The organism is Streptomyces sp. NBC_01341 (assembly GCF_035946055.1).
Lineage (GTDB): Bacteria > Actinomycetota > Actinomycetes > Streptomycetales > Streptomycetaceae > Streptomyces.
In genome coordinates this window covers 1,505,405-1,522,519 of sequence record NZ_CP108364.1, presented here as the reverse complement: position 1 = coordinate 1,522,519, position 17,115 = coordinate 1,505,405, and the positions used below count along the sequence as shown (strand labels likewise).

The following is a 17,115-nucleotide window of genomic DNA, read 5'->3' as shown; positions in this document are numbered from 1 at the left end:
CGTAAACCGGCCGGATGTGCATCCGCGCAGGTACCGGCGGGGCGAGGGGGTCAGTGGATGATGCCCGTCCGCAGGGCCACGGCGACCATTCCGGCGCGGTCTCCGGTGCCGAGCTTGCGGGCGATGCGGGCGAGGTGGCTCTTGACCGTGAGGGCGGAGAGGCCCATCGAGACGCCGATGGCCTTGTTGGACTGGCCCTCGGCGACCAGGCGGAGCACCTCCACCTCACGGCCGGACAGTTCGCGGTAGCCGCCCGGGTGGCTCGGGGAACCGGGAGGCCTGCGGTGCATCCGGGCGGCGTTCGCGCCGATCGGGGCGACACCGGGACGGGTGGGATGGCCGATGTTGGTACGGGTGCCGGTGACGACGTAGCCCTTCACGCCGCCCGCGAGGGCGTTGCGTACCGCGCCGATGTCATCGGCGGCGGACAGGGCGAGGCCGTTCGGCCAGCCGGCGGCTCGGGTCTCGGACAGCAGGGTCAGCCCGGAACCGTCGGGCAGGTGGACGTCGGCAACGCAGATGTCGCGCGGGTTGCCGACGCGGGGGCGGGCCTCCGCGATGGACGACGCCTCGATGACGTCACGAACTCCGAGGGCCCACAGATGGCGGGTGACGGTGGAACGGACGCGCGGGTCGGCCACGACGACCATGGCCGTCGGCTTGTTCGGGCGGTAGGCGACCAGGCTTGCGGGCTGCTCGAGGAGAACGGACACCAGGCCTCCTGGGGAGTGGCGGGACGGGCCGGCTCGGGGATGAAGCCGGGGCGAACCGTGCTTGAAGGGTCATTGACCTCTTCGGCAGCAGGCGCGTCCTCCTTTAGGGGAAGATCACGATTTCATGCGTAACAATTCGGGCAAATAGGACGCGCGATCGATTGTACGAAAAGAGAGCCGGTCCCTGTGCGACCGGCTCTCCGGGAAAGTGACGGAGCGTTATGAGACCTGGGGGCCCCGGCGCTGGGGGAGGTTCACCACCGCCGCGTCGGCCGTGCCCGACGGCGGCAGGCCCGCGAGCTGGCAGAGCAGATCGCCCCACGCGACCAGGTGGGCCGCCATGTCCGGCACCCCGCCGCGCCCCTCGCGAGGCGTCCACGACGCCCGGATCTCGATCTGTGTCGCCGGACGCCGCGCGGAGAGCGCGCCGAAGTAGTGCGACCCGGCGCGGGTCACCGTGCCGCCGGCCTCGCCGTACGACAGCCCCCGGGCGTCCAGGGCGCCGGTCAGCCAGGTCCAGCACACCTCGGGCAGCAGCGGGTCGGCGGCCATCTCGGGCTCCAGCTCCGCCCGCACCAGCGTCACCAACCGGAACGTGCCCTGCCAGGCGTCGTGCCCGGACGGATCGTGCAGCAGCACGAGGCGGCCGTCGGCGAGATCCTCCTCGCCGTCCACGACCGCGGCCTCCAGGGCGTACGCGTAAGGGGCGAGCCGCTTCGGCGGCCGCGTGGGCTCGATCTCGAGTTCGGTGCGCAGACGGGCCGAACGCAGAGCGTCGACCGCGGACCGGAACGCGACCGGGACTGATTCGCCCTCCGCACCCCCCTCGCCGCCGGTGCCATCGGAATGATCGGAAAATTGTCCCTGAGCCGGAGCCATGCGGGGAAGAGTAGGCGGAACCGGAGCCCCGTGCAGGGAGGGACACCCATGCGGCGTCCGGCTCATTGCCGCTCCGTGCGAAGATTCTGTGTGTGAGTGTCAACGACCTTCCCTCAGAGCTCAGCTCCGTCCGATCAGGGGAGGGCCCGTCCTCGGGCCTGCAGACGACCCCCGCCACCCACGAGTCGGCCTTCCTCAAGGCGTGCCGACGCGAACCGGTGCCCCACACGCCGGTCTGGTTCATGCGTCAGGCGGGGCGGTCACTGCCCGAGTACCTGAAGGTCCGCGAGGGCATCGCGATGCTCGACTCCTGCATGATGCCGGAGCTGGTCACCGAGATCACCCTGCAGCCCGTGCGCCGCCACAAGGTCGACGCCGCGATCTACTTCAGCGACATCGTCGTACCGCTCAAGGCGATCGGCATCGACCTCGACATCAAGCCGGGCATCGGCCCGGTGATCGCGGAGCCGATCCGCACCCGCGCCGACCTGGCCCGGCTGCGTGACCTCACCCCCGAGGACGTCCCGTACGTCACCGCGGCCATCGGCATGCTCACCGCCGAACTCGGTGCGACGCCGCTCATCGGCTTCGCCGGTGCTCCGTTCACGCTGGCCAGCTATCTCGTGGAGGGCGGCCCGTCCCGCAACCACGAGCGCACCAAGGCCATGATGTACGGCGACCCGGAGCTCTGGGCCGACCTGCTCGACCGGCTCGCGGAGATCACCGGCGCGTTCCTGAAGGTGCAGATCGAGGCGGGCGCCTCCGCGGTCCAGCTCTTCGACTCCTGGGTCGGCGCTCTCGCCCCGGCCGACTACCGCAGCTCGGTGATGCCGGCCTCGGCGAAGGTCTTCGACGCCGTCGCGTCGTACGGCGTCCCGCGTATCCACTTCGGTGTGGGCACCGGCGAGCTGCTCGGCCTGATGGGCGAGGCCGGCGCGGACGTCGTGGGCGTCGACTGGCGTGTCCCGATGGACGAGGGTGCCCGCCGGGTCGGCCCCGGCAAGGCACTCCAGGGCAACCTCGACCCCGCCGTGCTGTTCGCGCCGACCGAGGCGGTGGAGGCGAAGACCCGTGACGTGCTCGCCGCCGCCGCGGGTCTCGAGGGCCACATCTTCAACCTCGGCCACGGCGTCATGCCGACGACCGACCCGGACGCCCTCACGCGGCTCGTGGAGTACGTCCACGAGCAGACGGCGCACTGAGGTCCGACCCTCAGCCCCCGTCCCGCAGGGCCGCCCGCACCGCCGCGACGGTCTTGCGGGCGGCCACCAGGACCGGGTCCCAGACCGGTGAGAACGGCGGGGCGTAGCCGAGGTCGAGCGCGGTCATGCCCTCCACGGTCATGCCCGCGGTCAGGGCGACCGCGGCGACGTCCACCCGCTTCGCCGACCCCTCGCGGCCCACGATCTGCACGCCCAGCAGCCGTCCGGTGCGGTACTCCGCGAGCATCTTGACCGTCATGGGCTGCGCTCCCGGGTAGTAGCCCGCCCGGCCCGTCGACTCGATCGTCGCCGTGACGTAGCGCAGGCCGACGGCGCGCGCGTCCTTCTCGCGCAGCCCGGTCCTGGCGATCTCCAGGTCGCAGACCTTGCTGACCGCCGTACCGACGACACCGGGGAACGTGCCGTAGCCGCCGCCCACGTTGGCTCCGATGATCTGGCCGTGCTTGTTGGCGTGGGTGCCGAGCGCGATGTGGCGGGTGCGGTGCGCGACGAGGTCGAGCACCTCGACGCAGTCCCCTCCGGCCCAGATGTCGTCATGGCCCGCCACCCGCATCGAAAGATCCGTCAGAAGACCGCCGTGCGGGCCCAGGGGCAGACCGGCCGCGGCCGCCAGGGTGGTCTCCGGCTCCACGCCGATGCCGAGCACGACCACGTCGGCCGGATAGGTCTTCCCGTCCGTCGCGACCGCGCTCACCCGGCCGTCCTCACCGGTCAGGATGCCGGTGACCGAGGCCTCGTTGACCGTGGTGATGCCCAGACCGTCCATCGCCTCGTGGACCAGCCGCCCCATGTCCGGGTCGAGGGTGGCCATGGGCTGGGTGCCGCGGTTGAGCACCGTCACCTCGAAGCCGCGCTTGAGCATCGCCTCGGCCATCTCGACGCCGATGTAGCCGGCACCGACGACGACGGCCCGGCGCTCCGTGACCCGGTCCAGCGAGTCCAGGAGCGCCTGACCGTCCCCCAGGGTCTGCACGCCGTGGACGCCCGGCGCGTCGATGCCCGGCAGGTCCGGGCGGACCGGCCGGGCGCCCGTCGCGATCACGAGCTTGTCGTAATCCGTCCAGTACGACTCACCTCGGGCGAGGTCCAGCGCGCGGACCCTGCGCCCCGGTACGTCGATCTCCGTCACCTCGGTATGGGTGCGCAGATCGATGGCACGGTCCCGGTGCTCCTCCGGGCTGCGGGCGATGAGCTCGTCGCGGGACTCGACGTCACCGCTCACCCAGTACGGGATGCCGCAGGCGGAGTACGAGGTGAACTCCCCGCGCTCGAATGCGACGATGCTCAGCTCGTCCGGCCCCTTGAGCCTGCGGGCCTGCGACGCGGCGGACATCCCCGCCGCGTCGCCCCCGACGACCACCAGTCGTTCCGCCGCCATTGCAGGGTCCCTTCGCCGCCGTGTGCAGGTCCGGGGCCCACGCTACGGCGCTTACGGGGCCGACGGGGCCTGCGGGGCTTCCGAGGGCTCCTGCGGTGTCGTGCGGCGTCGTGGCAGCCGTCCCCGCACGAGCCGCCACAGCACCAGCAGGACCGCCACGGCGGCAAGGAAGGGAGCCGTGGCGCCGATCGCCACCGCGATCCACCGCAGCATCGTCACGAACGCGTCCCAGCCGCCCGCCAGCGCGTCCATGAACCCGGTGTCCTCGTCCTCCGGGTCCGTGGCGTCCTCGTAGGGCTCGTTGAGTTCGAGCGTGACGGTCGCCAGTGAGGTGCGGTCCTTCAGGGACGCCTGCTGGGCGAGGAGCGACTCCAGGTCCGCCTGGCGGCTGCTCAGTTCACCCTCCAGAGTCACCACGTCCGTGAGCTTCTCGGCCTTGTCCATGAGGTCACGGACCCGTGCGACGCTCGCCCGCTGGGTGGCGATCCTGCTGTCGACGTCGACGACCTGACCGGTGACGTCCTTCGCGTTCGACGTGCGTGAACGCAGCTTCCCGGAACCTGCGAGCCGGGTCAGCACCTCGTCGTACCGGTCCTGCGGCACCCGCAGGACCAGATGCGAGGTGTCGTACATGTCGTCGATCCGCTCCGTGGTCTCCTCCGCGACGAGGCCACCGGCCCCCTCCGCGGCGGCGCGGGCCGCCGCGACCGCCTTCGGCACGCTCTTCACCTCGACGGAGAGCGTGGCCGTGCGGATGACGTGCACCGCCACCGCGGATCCGGGCTTCGGTGCGGAGCGGGCGCCGCCGGCGGGCTTCCCCCCGGACTCCGCACCGGCGCCCTCGGCGCGGGGTGCCGCCGCCTTCTGGTCGGACGCGGCGCCCAGCGACTCCCCGCCGCCGGCCGATGAGCACCCGGCGGTGGCCAGAAGGACGGCGAGGAGTCCGGCGGCAGCCAGCGCGTGCGGGCGGCGCCGGAGGGCGCGGACGGAATGGACGGGTGGATGACTGTCCGTGTGGCGTTCGATGGTCATGATGCGTCCCCCCAGGGCCGTTTCAGATGGTGCCGGTTCGACGTGAGGGCCCCTGTGCGGGTTTCGTCCGCGTGGTTTCGAAGCGGTCACGTTCGGGACTCGGAAGGGGTTTGAGAGAGTGGACCCATGCAGCGTTCTCTTCAGCGCGACACCGCGCGTACGGGCCACGCCGTCGTCATCGGCGGCGGCATCGCCGGACTCGCCGCCGCCCACCGGCTGCTGGACTCCGGTCTCCGGGTCACGGTCCTGGAGGCGACCGGGCGGGTCGGCGGCAAGCTGATGACCGGGGAGATCGCGGGCACCCGGGTCGACCTCGGGGCCGAGTCGATGCTCGCGCGCCGGCCGGAGGCGGTCGGGCTCGCCGTCGCGGCCGGACTCGGTGACCGCCTCCAGCCCCCCGCCACCGCCACCGCGTCCGTCTGGACGCGGGGCGCTCTGCGCCCGATGCCCAAGGGCCACGTCATGGGCGTACCCGGTGACCCCGCGGCGCTCGGCGAACTGCTCTCGCCCGAAGGGCTGGCCAGGATCGCCGAGGAGCGAGACCTCACCCCGACGGCCGTGGGGGACGACGTCGCAGTCGGCTCCTACGTGGCCGACCGGCTGGGCCGGGAGGTCGTGGACCGGCTCGTCGAGCCGCTGCTGGGAGGGGTGTACGCGGGCGACGCCTACCGGATCTCGATGCGCGCGGCCGTGCCGCAGCTCTTCGAGGCCGTGAAGGAGGGCGGGCCGCTCCTCGACGGCGTGCTGCGCGTCCAGGAACGCGCCGCGGCCCGGCAGCAGACCGGGCCCGTCTTCCAGGGGATCGAGGGAGGCGTCGGTACCCTGCCGGGCGCCGTCGCGGACGTCGTGCGGGCAGGGGGCGCGGAGATCCTCATGGACACCCCGGTGCTCGGGCTGACGCGGACCGCGGACGGGTGGGACGTGCGCACGGACAGTGGGGTGATCGCCGCCGACGCCGTCGTCCTGGCCACCCCCGCCTGGTCCGCCTCCACCCTCCTCGCCGCCGAGTGCCCGGCCGCCTCCGTCGAGCTGGCCGCGGTCGAGTACGCCTCGATGGCCCTGGTCACCATGGCCTTCCGGCGCTCCGACGTCGCCGGGACCGAGGCGCTGCGGGGGCGCTCCGGGTTCCTCGTCCCGCCGGTCGACGGGCGCACGATCAAGGCCGCGACCTTCTCCAGTAACAAGTGGCGGTGGGTCGCGGACTCCGCGCCCGACCTCTTCGTACTGCGTACGTCGGTGGGCCGCTACGGCGAGGAGGAGCACCTGCACCGCGAGGACTCCGAACTCGTCGACATGTCCCTGCGCGATCTCGCGGCAGCGGCCGGGCTGACCGCCCGGCCCGTCGACACCGGGGTCACGCGGTGGATCGGCGGACTGCCCCAGTACCCCGTGGGCCATCTGACCCGGGTCGCGCGGATCCGTGACGAGGTCGCGAAACTGCCCGGACTGCGGGTGTGCGGAGCGGCGTACGACGGGGTCGGGATCCCGGCCTGCATCGCCGGCGGGCAGCGCGCGGCGGACGAGATCGCGGCGGACTTCACGGGGCAGAGCGCCGGGACCCCCACCCGGGTTCGGGGCACGCGGAGCGAGGCGGGACAATAGCCGTATGAGTGCGCCAGAAAAGCTTCCGAACGCGGGTAAGAAGGCCAAGGACCTCAACGAGGTCATCCGCTACACCCTGTGGTCCGTCTTCAGGCTGAAGGACGTCCTTCCCGTCGACCGCGCCGGTTACGCCGACGAGGTCCAGGAACTGTTCGACCAGCTCGCGGCCAAGGACATCACGGTCCGGGGCACCTACGACGTGTCCGGTCTGCGGGCCGACGCCGACCTGATGATCTGGTGGCACGCCGAGACCTCGGACGAGCTCCAGGAGGCCTACAACCTCTTCCGGCGCACGAAGCTCGGCCGCTCCCTGGAGCCGGTCTGGTCGAACATGGCGCTGCACCGCCCCGCCGAGTTCAACAAGTCGCACGTGCCCGCCTTCCTGGCGGACGAGACCCCGCGCGACTACATCAGCGTGTACCCCTTCGTGCGCAGCTACGACTGGTACCTGCTGCCCGACGAGGACCGCCGTCGCATGCTCGCGGACCACGGCAAGATGGCCCGTGGCTACCCGGACGTGCGCGCCAACACGGTCGCCTCCTTCTCCCTGGGCGACTACGAGTGGGTCCTCGCCTTCGAGGCCGACGAGCTGTACCGCATCGTCGACCTCATGCGTCACCTGAGGGCCTCCGAGGCGCGGCTGCACGTCCGTGAGGAGGTCCCGTTCTACACGGGGCGCAGGAAGTCCGTCGCAGAATTGGTGACCGGGCTCGCATAGCCAGCGTTTCCGGCCATCCCGACCCGGAAGATCAGTTGGCGGGCAACGGCGCGTGTGACGCCGCCCGTCGTTCCAGCGACACCGGGTCCGGTACCGGGTACACATCGGCCGACGGCCGGCGAACCGTCGTGATCCGCGGGGGAGTCAGCCATACCTCCCCGCGGGCCACCGCCTCTCGCCGAGTCCGGCCGGTGTGTCCCGGACCGTATACGTGAATAGGGCATGACGGAGGGCCGCCCCGGTCGGGCGGCCCTCCGTCATGTTGAGCGGATCCCCGGGGGCGCGCTCGGGCCGTGAGGTCCGGGTGCCGCTCAGCTCAGCAGGGCCGCCCGCAGCTGCGGGTCCTCGACCGCACCCACGCCCCGTACGGCCACCGCCGCGAGCAGATCGCGGTCCACACCCTGCGCCGGTGCCGGCAGCGAGTCCAGCCACCGCTGGCCCGTCGGGGAGGCCCACGGGCTGTACGGGTGGTTCTCCACCCGCGCGATGGCCAGGCATCCCAGGGTCAGCACGAGCGGCAGTGCGAACCATGCCGCCACCGGTCCCGCGTGGGAGGTCTCCTGACCGGGGATCAGCAGGGCCGCGGCGGCCAGGGCCACCACGAGCACCGCGGTGCCGCGGACGGCCCGCACCGCCGATTCGAGGTCCGTCCGCGTGCCGTGCGGGACGGCGAGGCCCGCGGCGACGAGGCGGTCGGCGAGGGCGCGCATGGCGTCGGCCGCCGCGGCGGCCGCCCTGATCGGCGCTATGCGGGACTGTCCGTCCGGCCCGATCGCACGGATCACGGTGCGCTCGACCTCGTCCCGCCCCTCAGGATCGACGACCGTCGCCCAGCCCGTGTGGGCGAGCAGCAGCCGTCGCCGCAGATGCATGGAGACCAGAGCCAGATCGGCGACCCTGTGAGGTCCGCCTGCCAGGAACGCCGTCTCGTACAGGTTGAGTTCGGGGTGCGCGGGCTCCCTCGTGACGGGCGTCGGCCGCTGGGCCGTGCTCGCGGTGACGAGGCACAGACGGATGCAGGAGACGCCGGCGGCGCCCCATGCGACGAGAAGAAGTACGACCCAGAGCATGGCCGAGTTGTATGCGAAATCTGCAAGGAAGCGCCATGGGTTGTTCACGATATGGACGAAACGTGGTCACAGGTCGTCATCGGTGGCTGAAACCTGACGGAGGCGTATCCGTGCGCCCGGCCCTGCGGCGGCGCCGTTGTGACGCCGCACGACCCGTCCTCCCGGGCGCGTGGACGTCTGTCTGCGTCAGGAGCTGCTACCGCAGCTGGACCCGCCACCACCGCAACTCGACCCGCTACTGCAGCTCGACCCGCTACTGCAGCTCGACCCGCTGCTGCAGCTCGACCCGCCGCCCCCGCAGCTCGACCCCGAGCTGCACGTGGAACCCGTCCCCGAGTCACCGCCCCCGCCCGTGGAGCCTCCGCACCCACCGCCGGGACCCGCACTCGCACACCACACCACGGGCACGAACGCCGCCGCCGCGGCAGGTGATGCGGCGGACGACGTCACCGATGAGGAACGCCCCGCGGGCCGTTGCCGGGCAGCGGCCACCAACTGTCCCTGGAGCTCCGCGTCCGGGAGTGCGCTCAGCCCCCTGGTGGCCACCAGATGGGCCGGATCCGTCACATGGGCGTTGGCCGCCCGGTAGCTGTCGGCGGCGCGGCGCCCCGCCCTGGTGAGCCGCGCCTTGGCCGCCGCCGCGGTGGCCAGGCCGACCACGGCCCCCGTCAGCAGCGCGGGCAGCACCTTCACGACGAAGGGGAAGGGAACGTCGGCGTACCCCTCCTGCACGGCGTACTGAGCGACGGTCAGGGCGATGCTGAGCGGGAACCCCACGATGCACCCGATACCCAGGGCCAGTGCCCAGCCCCGGCGGGTCCGGCTCTCGCCCGGTGCGACCAGCAGGCCCCGTGCGGCCAGACCGTCGCCGATCTCCTGCACCGCGGGGTGCCGCATCACGGCCTCGCGCAGGGTGTGCAGGGCGCCGCTGGGAGCGGCGGCCAGCTCCTGGACCACGGCGCGCTCCACCGCGTCTCGCGCCTCGTCCCGCTGGAGCACGACGATGCCCGGACCGCCGACGGCCAGCCGCCCGTCCGCGTGCATGCGGGTGAGCGCGGTGTCCACCACCCTGGCCGGGCCGCCGCTGAGGAACGCCTCCTCGGAGAGGTCGTGGACGTATGCGGCGCTGCCGCTGCCGCGCATGCCGACGCGGCGCGTCGTGACGATCAGGACGGCCGAGGCGACGGCGACGGTCAGGGTCAGCAGCAGAGCGAGTGTGTTCATGACGGTCACTTTCCGAGAAGAGCGGCACGGGCGGCGTGGACCAGGCGGGTCGCACGGCGGGGCGGGCGGGGGGCGGCGCGCTCCTCCCACCAGCGCGTCAGCCGCCGGCGGGCGGCCTCGTCGACCGGGTGGCCCGCGACGAGCAGCTGCTCGGCGAAACCGAGGGCGTCGCGGCGGTATCCGGCGGACATCGGCCGGTTCCGGGCGTATGCGAGGAACGCCCCCCGGTAGCCGTCGCCGAGGATCTCGGGCAGCTCCGGGGCGACCTTGGCGACGACGTCGGCCCGCTTCGCCGCCAGGGCCCTGCTCTGCACCGCGAGGCGCCTGTGGTCGAAGCCGTCCGGCACCGGGGTGCCGGCCACCAGGGACGACAGCAGCGCGGTCTGTGCCACAGAGGTACGGCCGCGGGCGCCGGCCGTACGGGAGGCGGGCCCGGCCACCCGGCCGGCCGGCTGCCGCCGGACCCGACGGGGTTCCGAGGCCGCCGCGGCGAGCGTCTCCCGGATCGCGGTGAGTTCGGCCGCCAGCTCCGCGCCCGGCGGGAAGTCGTCGTCGCGCTCCAGCAGCACACCCGGCGGGTCGACGCGGGAGCGGAGTTCGCCCAGTACGTCCAGGACCGGCCGCGTCACGGGATGGGCGTGGGTGTCGTGCCAGACACCGTCCTTCTCGACGCCGCCCGCCACGTGGACGTACGCGATGGCCTCCACCGGCAGTTCGTCGAGAGCCTGCGCGGGGTCCTCGCCGCGGTTGACGTGGTTGGTGTGCAGGTTGGCGACATCGATCAGCAGCCGTACGCCGGTGCGCTCGACCAGCTCCGCGAGGAACTGTCCCTCGGTCAGCTGATCGCCGGGCCAGGAGACCAGCGCGGCGATGTTCTCCAGGGCCAGGGGGACGGGCAGCGAGTCCTGCGCGATCCGCACGTTTTCGCACAGCACCTCCAGCGCGTCCCAGGTCCGGGCCACGGGCAGCAGATGGCCCGCCTCCAGTACCGGCGACGCGGTGAGGGTCCCCCCGGCCCGCACGAACGCGATGTGCTCGGTCACCAGCGGTGTGCCCAGCAGCTCGGCCTTCGCGGCCAGTGCGGCGAGACGGCCGGGGTCCGGGCGGTCCGCACCGCCCAGCCCCAGCGAGACGCCGTGCGGGACGACCGTGACTCCGCGCTCCCGCAGGCGCACGAGCGATTGCGGGAGATGGTCCGTGCAGATGTTCTCCGCGACCGCCTCGACCCATTCGATCCCCGGCAGCGCCTCGACCGTCTCCGCGATCTCCGGTCGCCAGCCGATCCCCGTTCCCAGCTCCATGGTGTTCCCTCCCCGTTCTGTGCAGGGGTGATGGCCCCGCGGGGAGCCCGCGAATCCGAAAGGAGGGACGTTCAGAGGTGGATTTGAGGTTTCCGGAGGCTGTGCCCGTACCCGTTACCAGGGTGGCCTGACCACCGGCGCCTGACCACCGGCGCCGGCGGGCCGGCTACGGCTGGGGCAGCGGAGCCATGGTGGGCGGCACCGGGCGCGAGGTGAACGACTGGTCGCCGCTCGGGGTCACCGGAACCGGGACCTGCGGGACGCCACCGCCCGAGGACACGGGCGGCCCCGACGGACTGGACGTCGCGGCCGCGGCGGCGTCACGCGCCAGGCCGTCGAAGTCGACGAACCCGGTGCGCTCCAGCATGGTGATGTGGTCGAGCACCGTCTGGTTGGCGTCGGAGGCCAGCTGCCGGATCAGCGAGTTGCGTGTCGTGTGCCTGACCTGGGCGATCAGGGCGAACACCTTGCCGTGCGCGGCCCGCAGGAGGTTGGCGAACTTCTGCTCGTACTCCTGCCCGCTCGCCGCCGTGAGCTCGTCGAGCCAGCCCTGCTGCAGCTCCGAGGGCTGGTTCGGGAGCTCCACACCGAGCTTCGAGGCCACGTCGCGAGCCCGTCGGTCCAGGTCCGTGTGCCCCACCACCAGGTGGTCCCCGGCCTGCTTCACGCCCTCGCTCGGCGCGCGCTCGATGGCCTGCTGCCCCGCCGGCAGCTCCCAGAGCCCGGCGAGGCGCACCTTCACCAGGAAGTCCCGGTCGGTGGCGGAGAGCGGGCCCCACTGGGTGGCGACGCTGGACGCGTTCAGATTGGCCTCGCCCGTGCCCGAACGGTCGGCGTAGGACCAGACGGGAAAGGCGAGCGCGCCGAGCGTGGCGACCAGCGCGGCGATGATGAGGGCCGTTCCGTTGATGCGTCGCAACAAGATGTTCTCCCGGGCCGGTACGTGACAGCGTCGAATCAACCGCCAACTGAAGCGTCGATCAACCTACTTGGCGGTAATGCCGTGGCGGCAGTACGGGGAGATACGTATTCGGGCGCAGGGATGTTCAACAGGGCGGCGAAAGATCCGGTGCGGCGCCCGGCCCGGCCCGGCCCGCAGGTCAGCGGCGCAGCGCGGGGTGATCGGCGACGACCGTGCAGGAGCCGGGGGCGACTTCGGTGAACCCGGCGTCGCGCACGACCGGCAGTCCGCTCGCCGTGAGCGCGCGCCAGCGGACGGCGTCCGGCGTCGCGACCGAGAGCGGGAAGCCCGCCTCGCGCCAGGCCTTCCGCTCCGTGTCCGACAGCTCCCACCAGGCGAGCTGCGCACCGTGCCCGGCCTGTGCCATCGCCTTGCCCGCCGACATGCCGACCTCGGGGTTCATCCAGAGCACGGGACCTGCCGGGTCGGGCGCGGCGGGGGGTTCGGGGTCGTCCAGATCGGTGCCCGACACCTGCAGTTTGGCCAGCTCCTTGGGCCAGCCGTCCAGCGGTACCGGCGGGAAGACCCGCACCTCGGCGCGCTCGCCGGTGACCGTGATCCCGGGCAGCGCGGACGCCTTGCGCCACTCCGCTCCGCGCGCCCGCCTGACCACCTTGCGGATCCGGGCGTCCTGCCAGTCACGCATGGCCCGTGCCCATTCGCCCTCACCCTCGGCCCCGCCCTCCGCGAGCGACCGGGGGTCGGACAGGATCGTGAGGACGGCGCGGGCCGCGGTCGCCAGGGCGTCGTTGCGCGCCGGGGGGTCCGTCCTCTCGATGCGCACCACCAGCGGCAGGACGAACTGCGGGGCCTCGTCGCGAGACGTCGGCTCCGTGCGGAACGGGCTGTCGGCGGGGGCGGAGGGCTCCGCGGGGGAGGGTTCGGAAACGCTGTCGCTGCTCACGCCACCAGTCTGCCAGGCGCGGGCGACGACCCGTTCTTGGCGGAATACAAGGCTCCGGGTGAGGATGCACGGCATGAAGAGCGACCTCTTTTCCAGCGAGCACACGGCGCAGCAGGCGACCGTCCCGGGCATGACCCTGCAGAACGCCAAGTCGATCAAGTACGCCGTCAACGGTGAGATGCACGCGCGCCAGGGATCGATGATCGCGTTCCGGGGCAGCCTCCAGTTCGAACGCAAGGGCCAGGGCATAGGCGGCATGCTCAAGCGTGCCGTCACCGGTGAGGGCCTGCCGCTCATGGCGGTCTCCGGCCAGGGCGAGGCGTGGTTCGCCCACGAGGCGGCGAACTGCTTCATCGTGGACATGGAGCAGGGCGACGTCCTGACCGTCAACGGCCGCAACGTCCTCTGCTTCGACGCCACCCTCGCGTACGAGATCAAGACCGTGAAGGGCGCCGGGATGACCGGCGGCGGGCTCTTCAACAGTGTCTTCAGCGGCTACGGCAAGCTCGGCCTGATCTGCGACGGCACCCCCATCGTGATTCCCGTCACCGCACAGCAGCCGGTCTACGTCGACACGGACGCCGTCGTCGGCTGGAGCGCCCAGCTGTCCACCTCGCTGCACCGCTCGCAGAGCTTCGGCTCGATGGTGCGCGGCGGCTCCGGCGAGGCGGTCCAGCTGATGCTCCAGGGCGAGGGCTTCGTGATCGTCCGCCCCAGCGAGCTCAAGCCGGAGAAGGCGTCGGCCCACTGATCCCGGGGGGCGGCCCTGGCGTCCCGGCCGCCGCACTGGGCGACTGCGTACCCTGGTGGGTATGGACGATGCGTACTGCGAGACGCCCGCGCCGGCCCCCGCGCCCCTGGACGCGGGCCCGCCGTACGCCGAGTGCGTGCTGTGCCGGGAGCCCACCGAGTACCCGGAGTCGGCGAAGGGCAGCACCCTCTGCCCCGTCTGTGCCTGGCAGGAGGCGGGACGCTCCGCGTGCTCCGGGTGAAGCGTGCGGGCGGGACCTCGCGCACGGGGTGTCCTCAGCCGCGCATCAGCTCGGAGACCTTCACGAAGCGGTAGCCGCGCTCGCGCAGCTCCGGCACGATCCGCCGTACGGCGGCATCGGTGACGGGAGCCGCGCTGCGGGTGCAGTGCATGACCACCAGCGATCCCGGCTTCACCTCGGCCAGTACCTGTTCGGCCACGGCGTCCGCGTCCGTCGCGAAGGCGTCCCCGCTCACCACGTCCCACTGCACGGCGGTCACCCCGGTGGGGGCCAGGGCCTTCAGCGAGGCGTCGTCGTAGCAGCCGCCGGGGAAGCGGAAGTACGGCACGACGTTGCGCGCGCCCGTCCTCCGGATGGCGGTGAACGCCTTCTCCACATCCCGCCGCATGTCCTTCTCCGCCACGGACGGCAGCCCGTAGCAGGGGGAGGAGAAGGCGTAGTGGCTGTAGGAGTGGTTGGCGATCTCGAACAGCGGATCGCTGCCGATCGCGCGGGCCTGCGCCGGGTATTCCTGCGCCCATCTGCCCGTCATGAAGACCGTCGACGGCACCGCGAGCCGGCGCAGCGACGCGATGAGCCCGGGATTGTCGAAGTGCTCGCCCGCCGCCGCTCGCGGTCCCTGGTCCGCCGTCATGTCCGCGTCGAAGGTGAGGGCCACGACCTTGTCGGACGCGCCCGCCCCTCCGGTCCCGGAGGGCGCCCCGTCCCCCCGGCGCTCGAAGACCGGCGTGAGACCGCCGGGACCGGGTGCGAGCACGGGAGGCGCGCTCCTCGTGGCCGGTTTCGGAGGCCGCGAGGGGGAGGCGGACGGTGTCGCGGACTCCTTGCCGGGTTCCTGACCGGATGTCCTGCCGGACTCCCGCACCGGTGACGGAGCGGCTGCCGGAGCAGCCGTCGTCCCGGTGCGGGTGCCCTCAGGAGCTCCGCACCCGGTGAGCGCCGCACCCAGTACGACACAAGCAGTCATCGCACGAACAGATCTGATCATCCGAGGAAGCTAACTGATGGATAATCAGATTATTCAGAGGCGCTCCGGCCGGGCCCGCACGGCCTACCCTGCGACCTGTCCTCCGGTTCGCCCAGGGGTGACGGTGCCCCACGGCCCGGTCGCGGCGGGTGGCCGCACGTGATCAGCGCCAGGGGCCCGTCACGGCGAACGTCGTCCCCGGCGTGTAGCAGTTCACGAACATCGTCCGGCCGTCCGGCGAGAACGTGACCCCGGCGAACTCCCCCCACTCCGGCTCCTCGGGCGTCCCGATGTTCTGACGCCCGCGCGCCATCGCGTAGACCTCGCCGCGCCGCGTCACCCCGAGTACGTGCTGGGCGCCGCCGCCGTCCTCGCAGACCATCAGCCCGCCCCCTGCCGCCAGGCAGATGTTGTCGGGTGACTCGCCCGGCAGCTGCACGTCGGTGTCCGGGCCGAAGACGATGACGAGCGTGAGCCGGCGCCGCTTCGGTTCGTACCGCCACACCTGACCGAAGTGATCGCCCGCCGATCCCTCCGCACTGTGCGCGAAGCTGGAGACGAAGTACACCGAGGACCCGCCCCAGTAGCAGCCCTCCAGCTTCTGGGCGTGGGTGATGCCCTTGGGGCCGAAATCCTGGAGCCGGATCGGCGTACCGGCGGCCTGCGGGTCCGGTACGGGGACCCATTCGATCCGGTCGAAGGTCGCGCCGGTCTCCTGGATCGCGGAGAGGTCGGGCACCCCGGGGACCCGCATGGCCTCCAGCGCGCCGCCGGCGCGCAGCGAGCCGGTCCCGCCGAGCGGTTTCTTCGGCAGGAAGCGGTAGAAGAGCCCGAACGGCCTCTCGAACGCGTCCTCGGTCTCGTACACGATGCCGTTGCCCGGATCGACGGCGATCGCCTCGTGCTGGAAGCGGCCCATCGCGGTGAGCGGGACGGCCCCGGTGCGGCGGGGATCGGCGCCGTCGACCTCGAAGATGAAGCCGTGGTCCTTCGTGTAGCCGTTGGTCCCCGCCCGGTCCTCGGTCTCCTCGCAGGTCAGCCAGGTGTTCCAGGGGGTGGGGCCGCCGGCGCAGTTGACGGCCGTGCCGGCGATGGCGACGCGCTCGCCGCGCACGGCGCCGTCCGCGTCGAGCTCGATGGACGTACAACCGCCCTTGCCCATCGGGTCGTAGGTGAGCCCTTCGACCGTGGGAACACCGATCTTGCCGGTGACCCGGTTCTCGTGGTTGCGCACGAGATGGACCCGGCCGTGGCGGCCGGCGAAGGCCGACATGCCGTCGTGGTTGCTGGGGACCAGGCCCTCGCCGGAGCGGAGCGGCTCGCCCTCCCGGGAGAGGACGCGATAGCGGAAACCCTTCGGCAGATCCAGCAGCCCGTGCGGATCCGGCAGGAGGGGGCCGTAACCGCTGTGGCCCCGGGCTTCGGCGGTGCCGGCGAAGAGTTCGGTGAAGGCCCCGGTGAAGGCTACGGAGGCCGCGGTGGCGGCGCTGCCGGCCAGGACCTGTCGTCGTGTCGCGAGTCGTCGAGGTGCGGATGACATGAGGCAACTCCCTGTTGGCGGACAGGTGAAGTGACCCGCATGTGTGTACCACGCGTCGGGGCGCGCGGGAACCATGCGGGCCACGGTGCCCCATGTGTCCCGGGGGCGGATGAGGCCCCTGGGGCGGGAGTGAGGTCAGGCCAGCGACGCGGTGAGCGTGATCGTGGTGCCCGTGAGCGCCTGGCTGACCGGGCAGTTCGCCTTGGCGTCCTCGGCGGCCTTCACGAAGCCCGCCTCGTCGAGGCCGGGGACCTCGCCCTCCACGGTGAGGTGGATGCCGGTGATGCCGGTGCCGGGCTGCAGTGTGACCTCGGCCTGCGTGTTCAGCCGGGTCGGCGGCGTACCCGCCGTCGTCAGGCCGTTGGACAGGGCCATCGAGAAGCAGCTGGAGTGCGCGGCTGCGATGAGCTCCTCGGGGCTGGTCTTGCCGTTCGCCTTCTCCGCGCGGGACGGCCACGAGACCGCGAACTCCCCGACGCCGGAGGAGTCGAGGGTAACGACGCCCGTGCCCTCGAGCAGGTTGCCTTCCCAGACCGTGTGCGCCTGACGCGTGGTAGCCATACTGGTTCCCTTCGAACGGTGTGCGTGGTTACGCGGGTGCGGGGCGCGCC

General features: G+C 72.2%; 17 protein-coding genes. 5 read left to right on the top strand and 12 right to left on the bottom strand.

The genetic code is table 11. From position 1 onward, the window contains the following. Positions 1–50 precede the first annotated feature (50 nt). Together OG206_RS06795 and OG206_RS06790 are read right to left on the bottom strand one after the other, a co-directional pair. Positions 51–713: a helix-turn-helix transcriptional regulator gene (locus tag OG206_RS06795; protein ID WP_033300087.1), complete on the bottom strand. Its 663-nt coding sequence runs from the start codon at positions 711–713 to the stop codon at positions 51–53. A 219-nt stretch (positions 714–932) separates the two neighbouring features. Continuing rightward, on the bottom strand, positions 933–1,592 hold the full coding sequence (locus OG206_RS06790) for a DUF3000 domain-containing protein (RefSeq protein ID WP_327113265.1): 660 nt from the start codon (positions 1,590–1,592) through the stop codon (positions 933–935). Between the two features lie 92 nt (positions 1,593–1,684). Here OG206_RS06790 and hemE point away from each other — a divergent pair, with 92 nt between their 5' ends. Next, positions 1,685–2,794, top strand: coding sequence for a uroporphyrinogen decarboxylase (hemE, locus tag OG206_RS06785; protein WP_442805808.1), 1,110 nt, complete (start codon positions 1,685–1,687; stop codon positions 2,792–2,794). A 10-nt stretch (positions 2,795–2,804) separates the two neighbouring features. On the opposite strand, the gene OG206_RS06780 is transcribed toward hemE, so the two are convergent. Together OG206_RS06780 and OG206_RS06775 are read right to left on the bottom strand one after the other, a co-directional pair. Continuing rightward, positions 2,805–4,193, bottom strand: a complete 1,389-nt coding sequence (locus OG206_RS06780) for an FAD-dependent oxidoreductase (protein ID WP_327113263.1) — start codon at positions 4,191–4,193, stop codon at positions 2,805–2,807. A gap of 51 nt (positions 4,194–4,244) precedes the next feature. After that, positions 4,245–5,225: a DUF4349 domain-containing protein gene (locus tag OG206_RS06775; RefSeq protein ID WP_327113261.1), complete on the bottom strand. Its 981-nt coding sequence runs from the start codon at positions 5,223–5,225 to the stop codon at positions 4,245–4,247. 126 nt (positions 5,226–5,351) lie between these two features. Between OG206_RS06775 and hemG the strand changes: the two genes are divergently transcribed. Both hemG and hemQ read left to right on the top strand, forming a co-directional pair. Further along, positions 5,352–6,827 (top strand): protoporphyrinogen oxidase, encoded by a 1,476-nt coding sequence (hemG, locus tag OG206_RS06770; protein WP_327113259.1) that lies wholly within the window; start codon positions 5,352–5,354, stop codon positions 6,825–6,827. Positions 6,828–6,831: 4 nt separating this feature from the next. Next, positions 6,832–7,545, top strand: coding sequence for a hydrogen peroxide-dependent heme synthase (gene hemQ, locus OG206_RS06765; RefSeq protein ID WP_327113257.1), 714 nt, complete (start codon positions 6,832–6,834; stop codon positions 7,543–7,545). A gap of 311 nt (positions 7,546–7,856) precedes the next feature. On the opposite strand, the gene OG206_RS06760 is transcribed toward hemQ, so the two are convergent. The 5 genes from OG206_RS06760 to OG206_RS06740 all read right to left on the bottom strand — a co-directional run bounded on the left by OG206_RS06760 (position 7,857) and on the right by OG206_RS06740 (position 13,005). Continuing rightward, positions 7,857–8,615, bottom strand: coding sequence for a TIGR04222 domain-containing membrane protein (locus OG206_RS06760; RefSeq protein WP_327113255.1), 759 nt, complete (start codon positions 8,613–8,615; stop codon positions 7,857–7,859). A gap of 186 nt (positions 8,616–8,801) precedes the next feature. Beyond that, a complete protein-coding gene (locus OG206_RS06755) occupies positions 8,802–9,839 on the bottom strand; it encodes a TIGR04222 domain-containing membrane protein (protein WP_327113253.1) in 1,038 nt (345 codons plus the stop codon). Positions 9,840–9,844: 5 nt separating this feature from the next. Further along, on the bottom strand, positions 9,845–11,140 hold the full coding sequence (locus OG206_RS06750) for a DUF692 domain-containing protein (RefSeq protein WP_327113251.1): 1,296 nt from the start codon (positions 11,138–11,140) through the stop codon (positions 9,845–9,847). Between the two features lie 166 nt (positions 11,141–11,306). After that, positions 11,307–12,059 carry a DUF4142 domain-containing protein gene (locus OG206_RS06745; protein ID WP_327122201.1) on the bottom strand — a complete coding sequence of 251 codons (753 nt, stop codon included), beginning with the start codon at positions 12,057–12,059 and terminating at the stop codon, positions 11,307–11,309. 181 nt (positions 12,060–12,240) lie between these two features. After that, positions 12,241–13,005, bottom strand: a complete 765-nt coding sequence (locus tag OG206_RS06740) for an aminoacyl-tRNA hydrolase (protein WP_327113249.1) — start codon at positions 13,003–13,005, stop codon at positions 12,241–12,243. A gap of 73 nt (positions 13,006–13,078) precedes the next feature. On the opposite strand from OG206_RS06740, the gene OG206_RS06735 reads away from it, so the two are divergent. Together OG206_RS06735 and OG206_RS06730 are read left to right on the top strand one after the other, a co-directional pair. Beyond that, positions 13,079–13,756 carry an AIM24 family protein gene (locus OG206_RS06735; protein WP_327113247.1) on the top strand — a complete coding sequence of 226 codons (678 nt, stop codon included), beginning with the start codon at positions 13,079–13,081 and terminating at the stop codon, positions 13,754–13,756. A gap of 61 nt (positions 13,757–13,817) precedes the next feature. Further along, positions 13,818–13,997: a hypothetical protein gene (locus tag OG206_RS06730; RefSeq protein WP_327113245.1), complete on the top strand. Its 180-nt coding sequence runs from the start codon at positions 13,818–13,820 to the stop codon at positions 13,995–13,997. Positions 13,998–14,031: 34 nt separating this feature from the next. Here OG206_RS06730 and OG206_RS06725 read toward each other — a convergent pair whose 3' ends face one another. The 3 genes from OG206_RS06725 to OG206_RS06715 form a co-directional block, all read right to left on the bottom strand. After that, the gene (locus OG206_RS06725; protein ID WP_442805807.1) at positions 14,032–14,985 is read right to left on the bottom strand and encodes a polysaccharide deacetylase family protein; all 954 of its coding nucleotides are present in this window, start codon (positions 14,983–14,985) and stop codon (positions 14,032–14,034) included. 142 nt (positions 14,986–15,127) lie between these two features. Beyond that, positions 15,128–16,504, bottom strand: coding sequence for an alkaline phosphatase PhoX (locus OG206_RS06720; RefSeq protein ID WP_327113243.1), 1,377 nt, complete (start codon positions 16,502–16,504; stop codon positions 15,128–15,130). Positions 16,505–16,639: 135 nt separating this feature from the next. Continuing rightward, a complete protein-coding gene (locus OG206_RS06715; protein ID WP_327113241.1) occupies positions 16,640–17,065 on the bottom strand; it encodes an OsmC family protein in 426 nt (141 codons plus the stop codon). Between the last annotated feature and the right edge of the window lie 50 nt (positions 17,066–17,115).

Coding starts and splice junctions, on each gene's coding strand:
- OG206_RS06720 (WP_327113243.1), bottom strand. CDS start 16,504: ATGTCATCCGCACCTCGACGACTCGCGACACGACGACAGGTCCTGGCC.
- hemQ (WP_327113257.1), top strand. CDS start 6,832: ATGAGTGCGCCAGAAAAGCTTCCGAACGCGGGTAAGAAGGCCAAGGAC.
- OG206_RS06760 (WP_327113255.1), bottom strand. CDS start 8,615: ATGCTCTGGGTCGTACTTCTTCTCGTCGCATGGGGCGCCGCCGGCGTC.
- OG206_RS06730 (WP_327113245.1), top strand. CDS start 13,818: ATGGACGATGCGTACTGCGAGACGCCCGCGCCGGCCCCCGCGCCCCTG.
- OG206_RS06775 (WP_327113261.1), bottom strand. CDS start 5,225: ATGACCATCGAACGCCACACGGACAGTCATCCACCCGTCCATTCCGTC.
- OG206_RS06755 (WP_327113253.1), bottom strand. CDS start 9,839: ATGAACACACTCGCTCTGCTGCTGACCCTGACCGTCGCCGTCGCCTCG.
- OG206_RS06735 (WP_327113247.1), top strand. CDS start 13,079: ATGAAGAGCGACCTCTTTTCCAGCGAGCACACGGCGCAGCAGGCGACC.
- OG206_RS06725 (WP_442805807.1), bottom strand. CDS start 14,985: ATGATCAGATCTGTTCGTGCGATGACTGCTTGTGTCGTACTGGGTGCG.
- hemG (WP_327113259.1), top strand. CDS start 5,352: ATGCAGCGTTCTCTTCAGCGCGACACCGCGCGTACGGGCCACGCCGTC.
- OG206_RS06790 (WP_327113265.1), bottom strand. CDS start 1,592: ATGGCTCCGGCTCAGGGACAATTTTCCGATCATTCCGATGGCACCGGC.
- OG206_RS06780 (WP_327113263.1), bottom strand. CDS start 4,193: ATGGCGGCGGAACGACTGGTGGTCGTCGGGGGCGACGCGGCGGGGATG.
- OG206_RS06750 (WP_327113251.1), bottom strand. CDS start 11,140: ATGGAGCTGGGAACGGGGATCGGCTGGCGACCGGAGATCGCGGAGACG.
- OG206_RS06715 (WP_327113241.1), bottom strand. CDS start 17,065: ATGGCTACCACGCGTCAGGCGCACACGGTCTGGGAAGGCAACCTGCTC.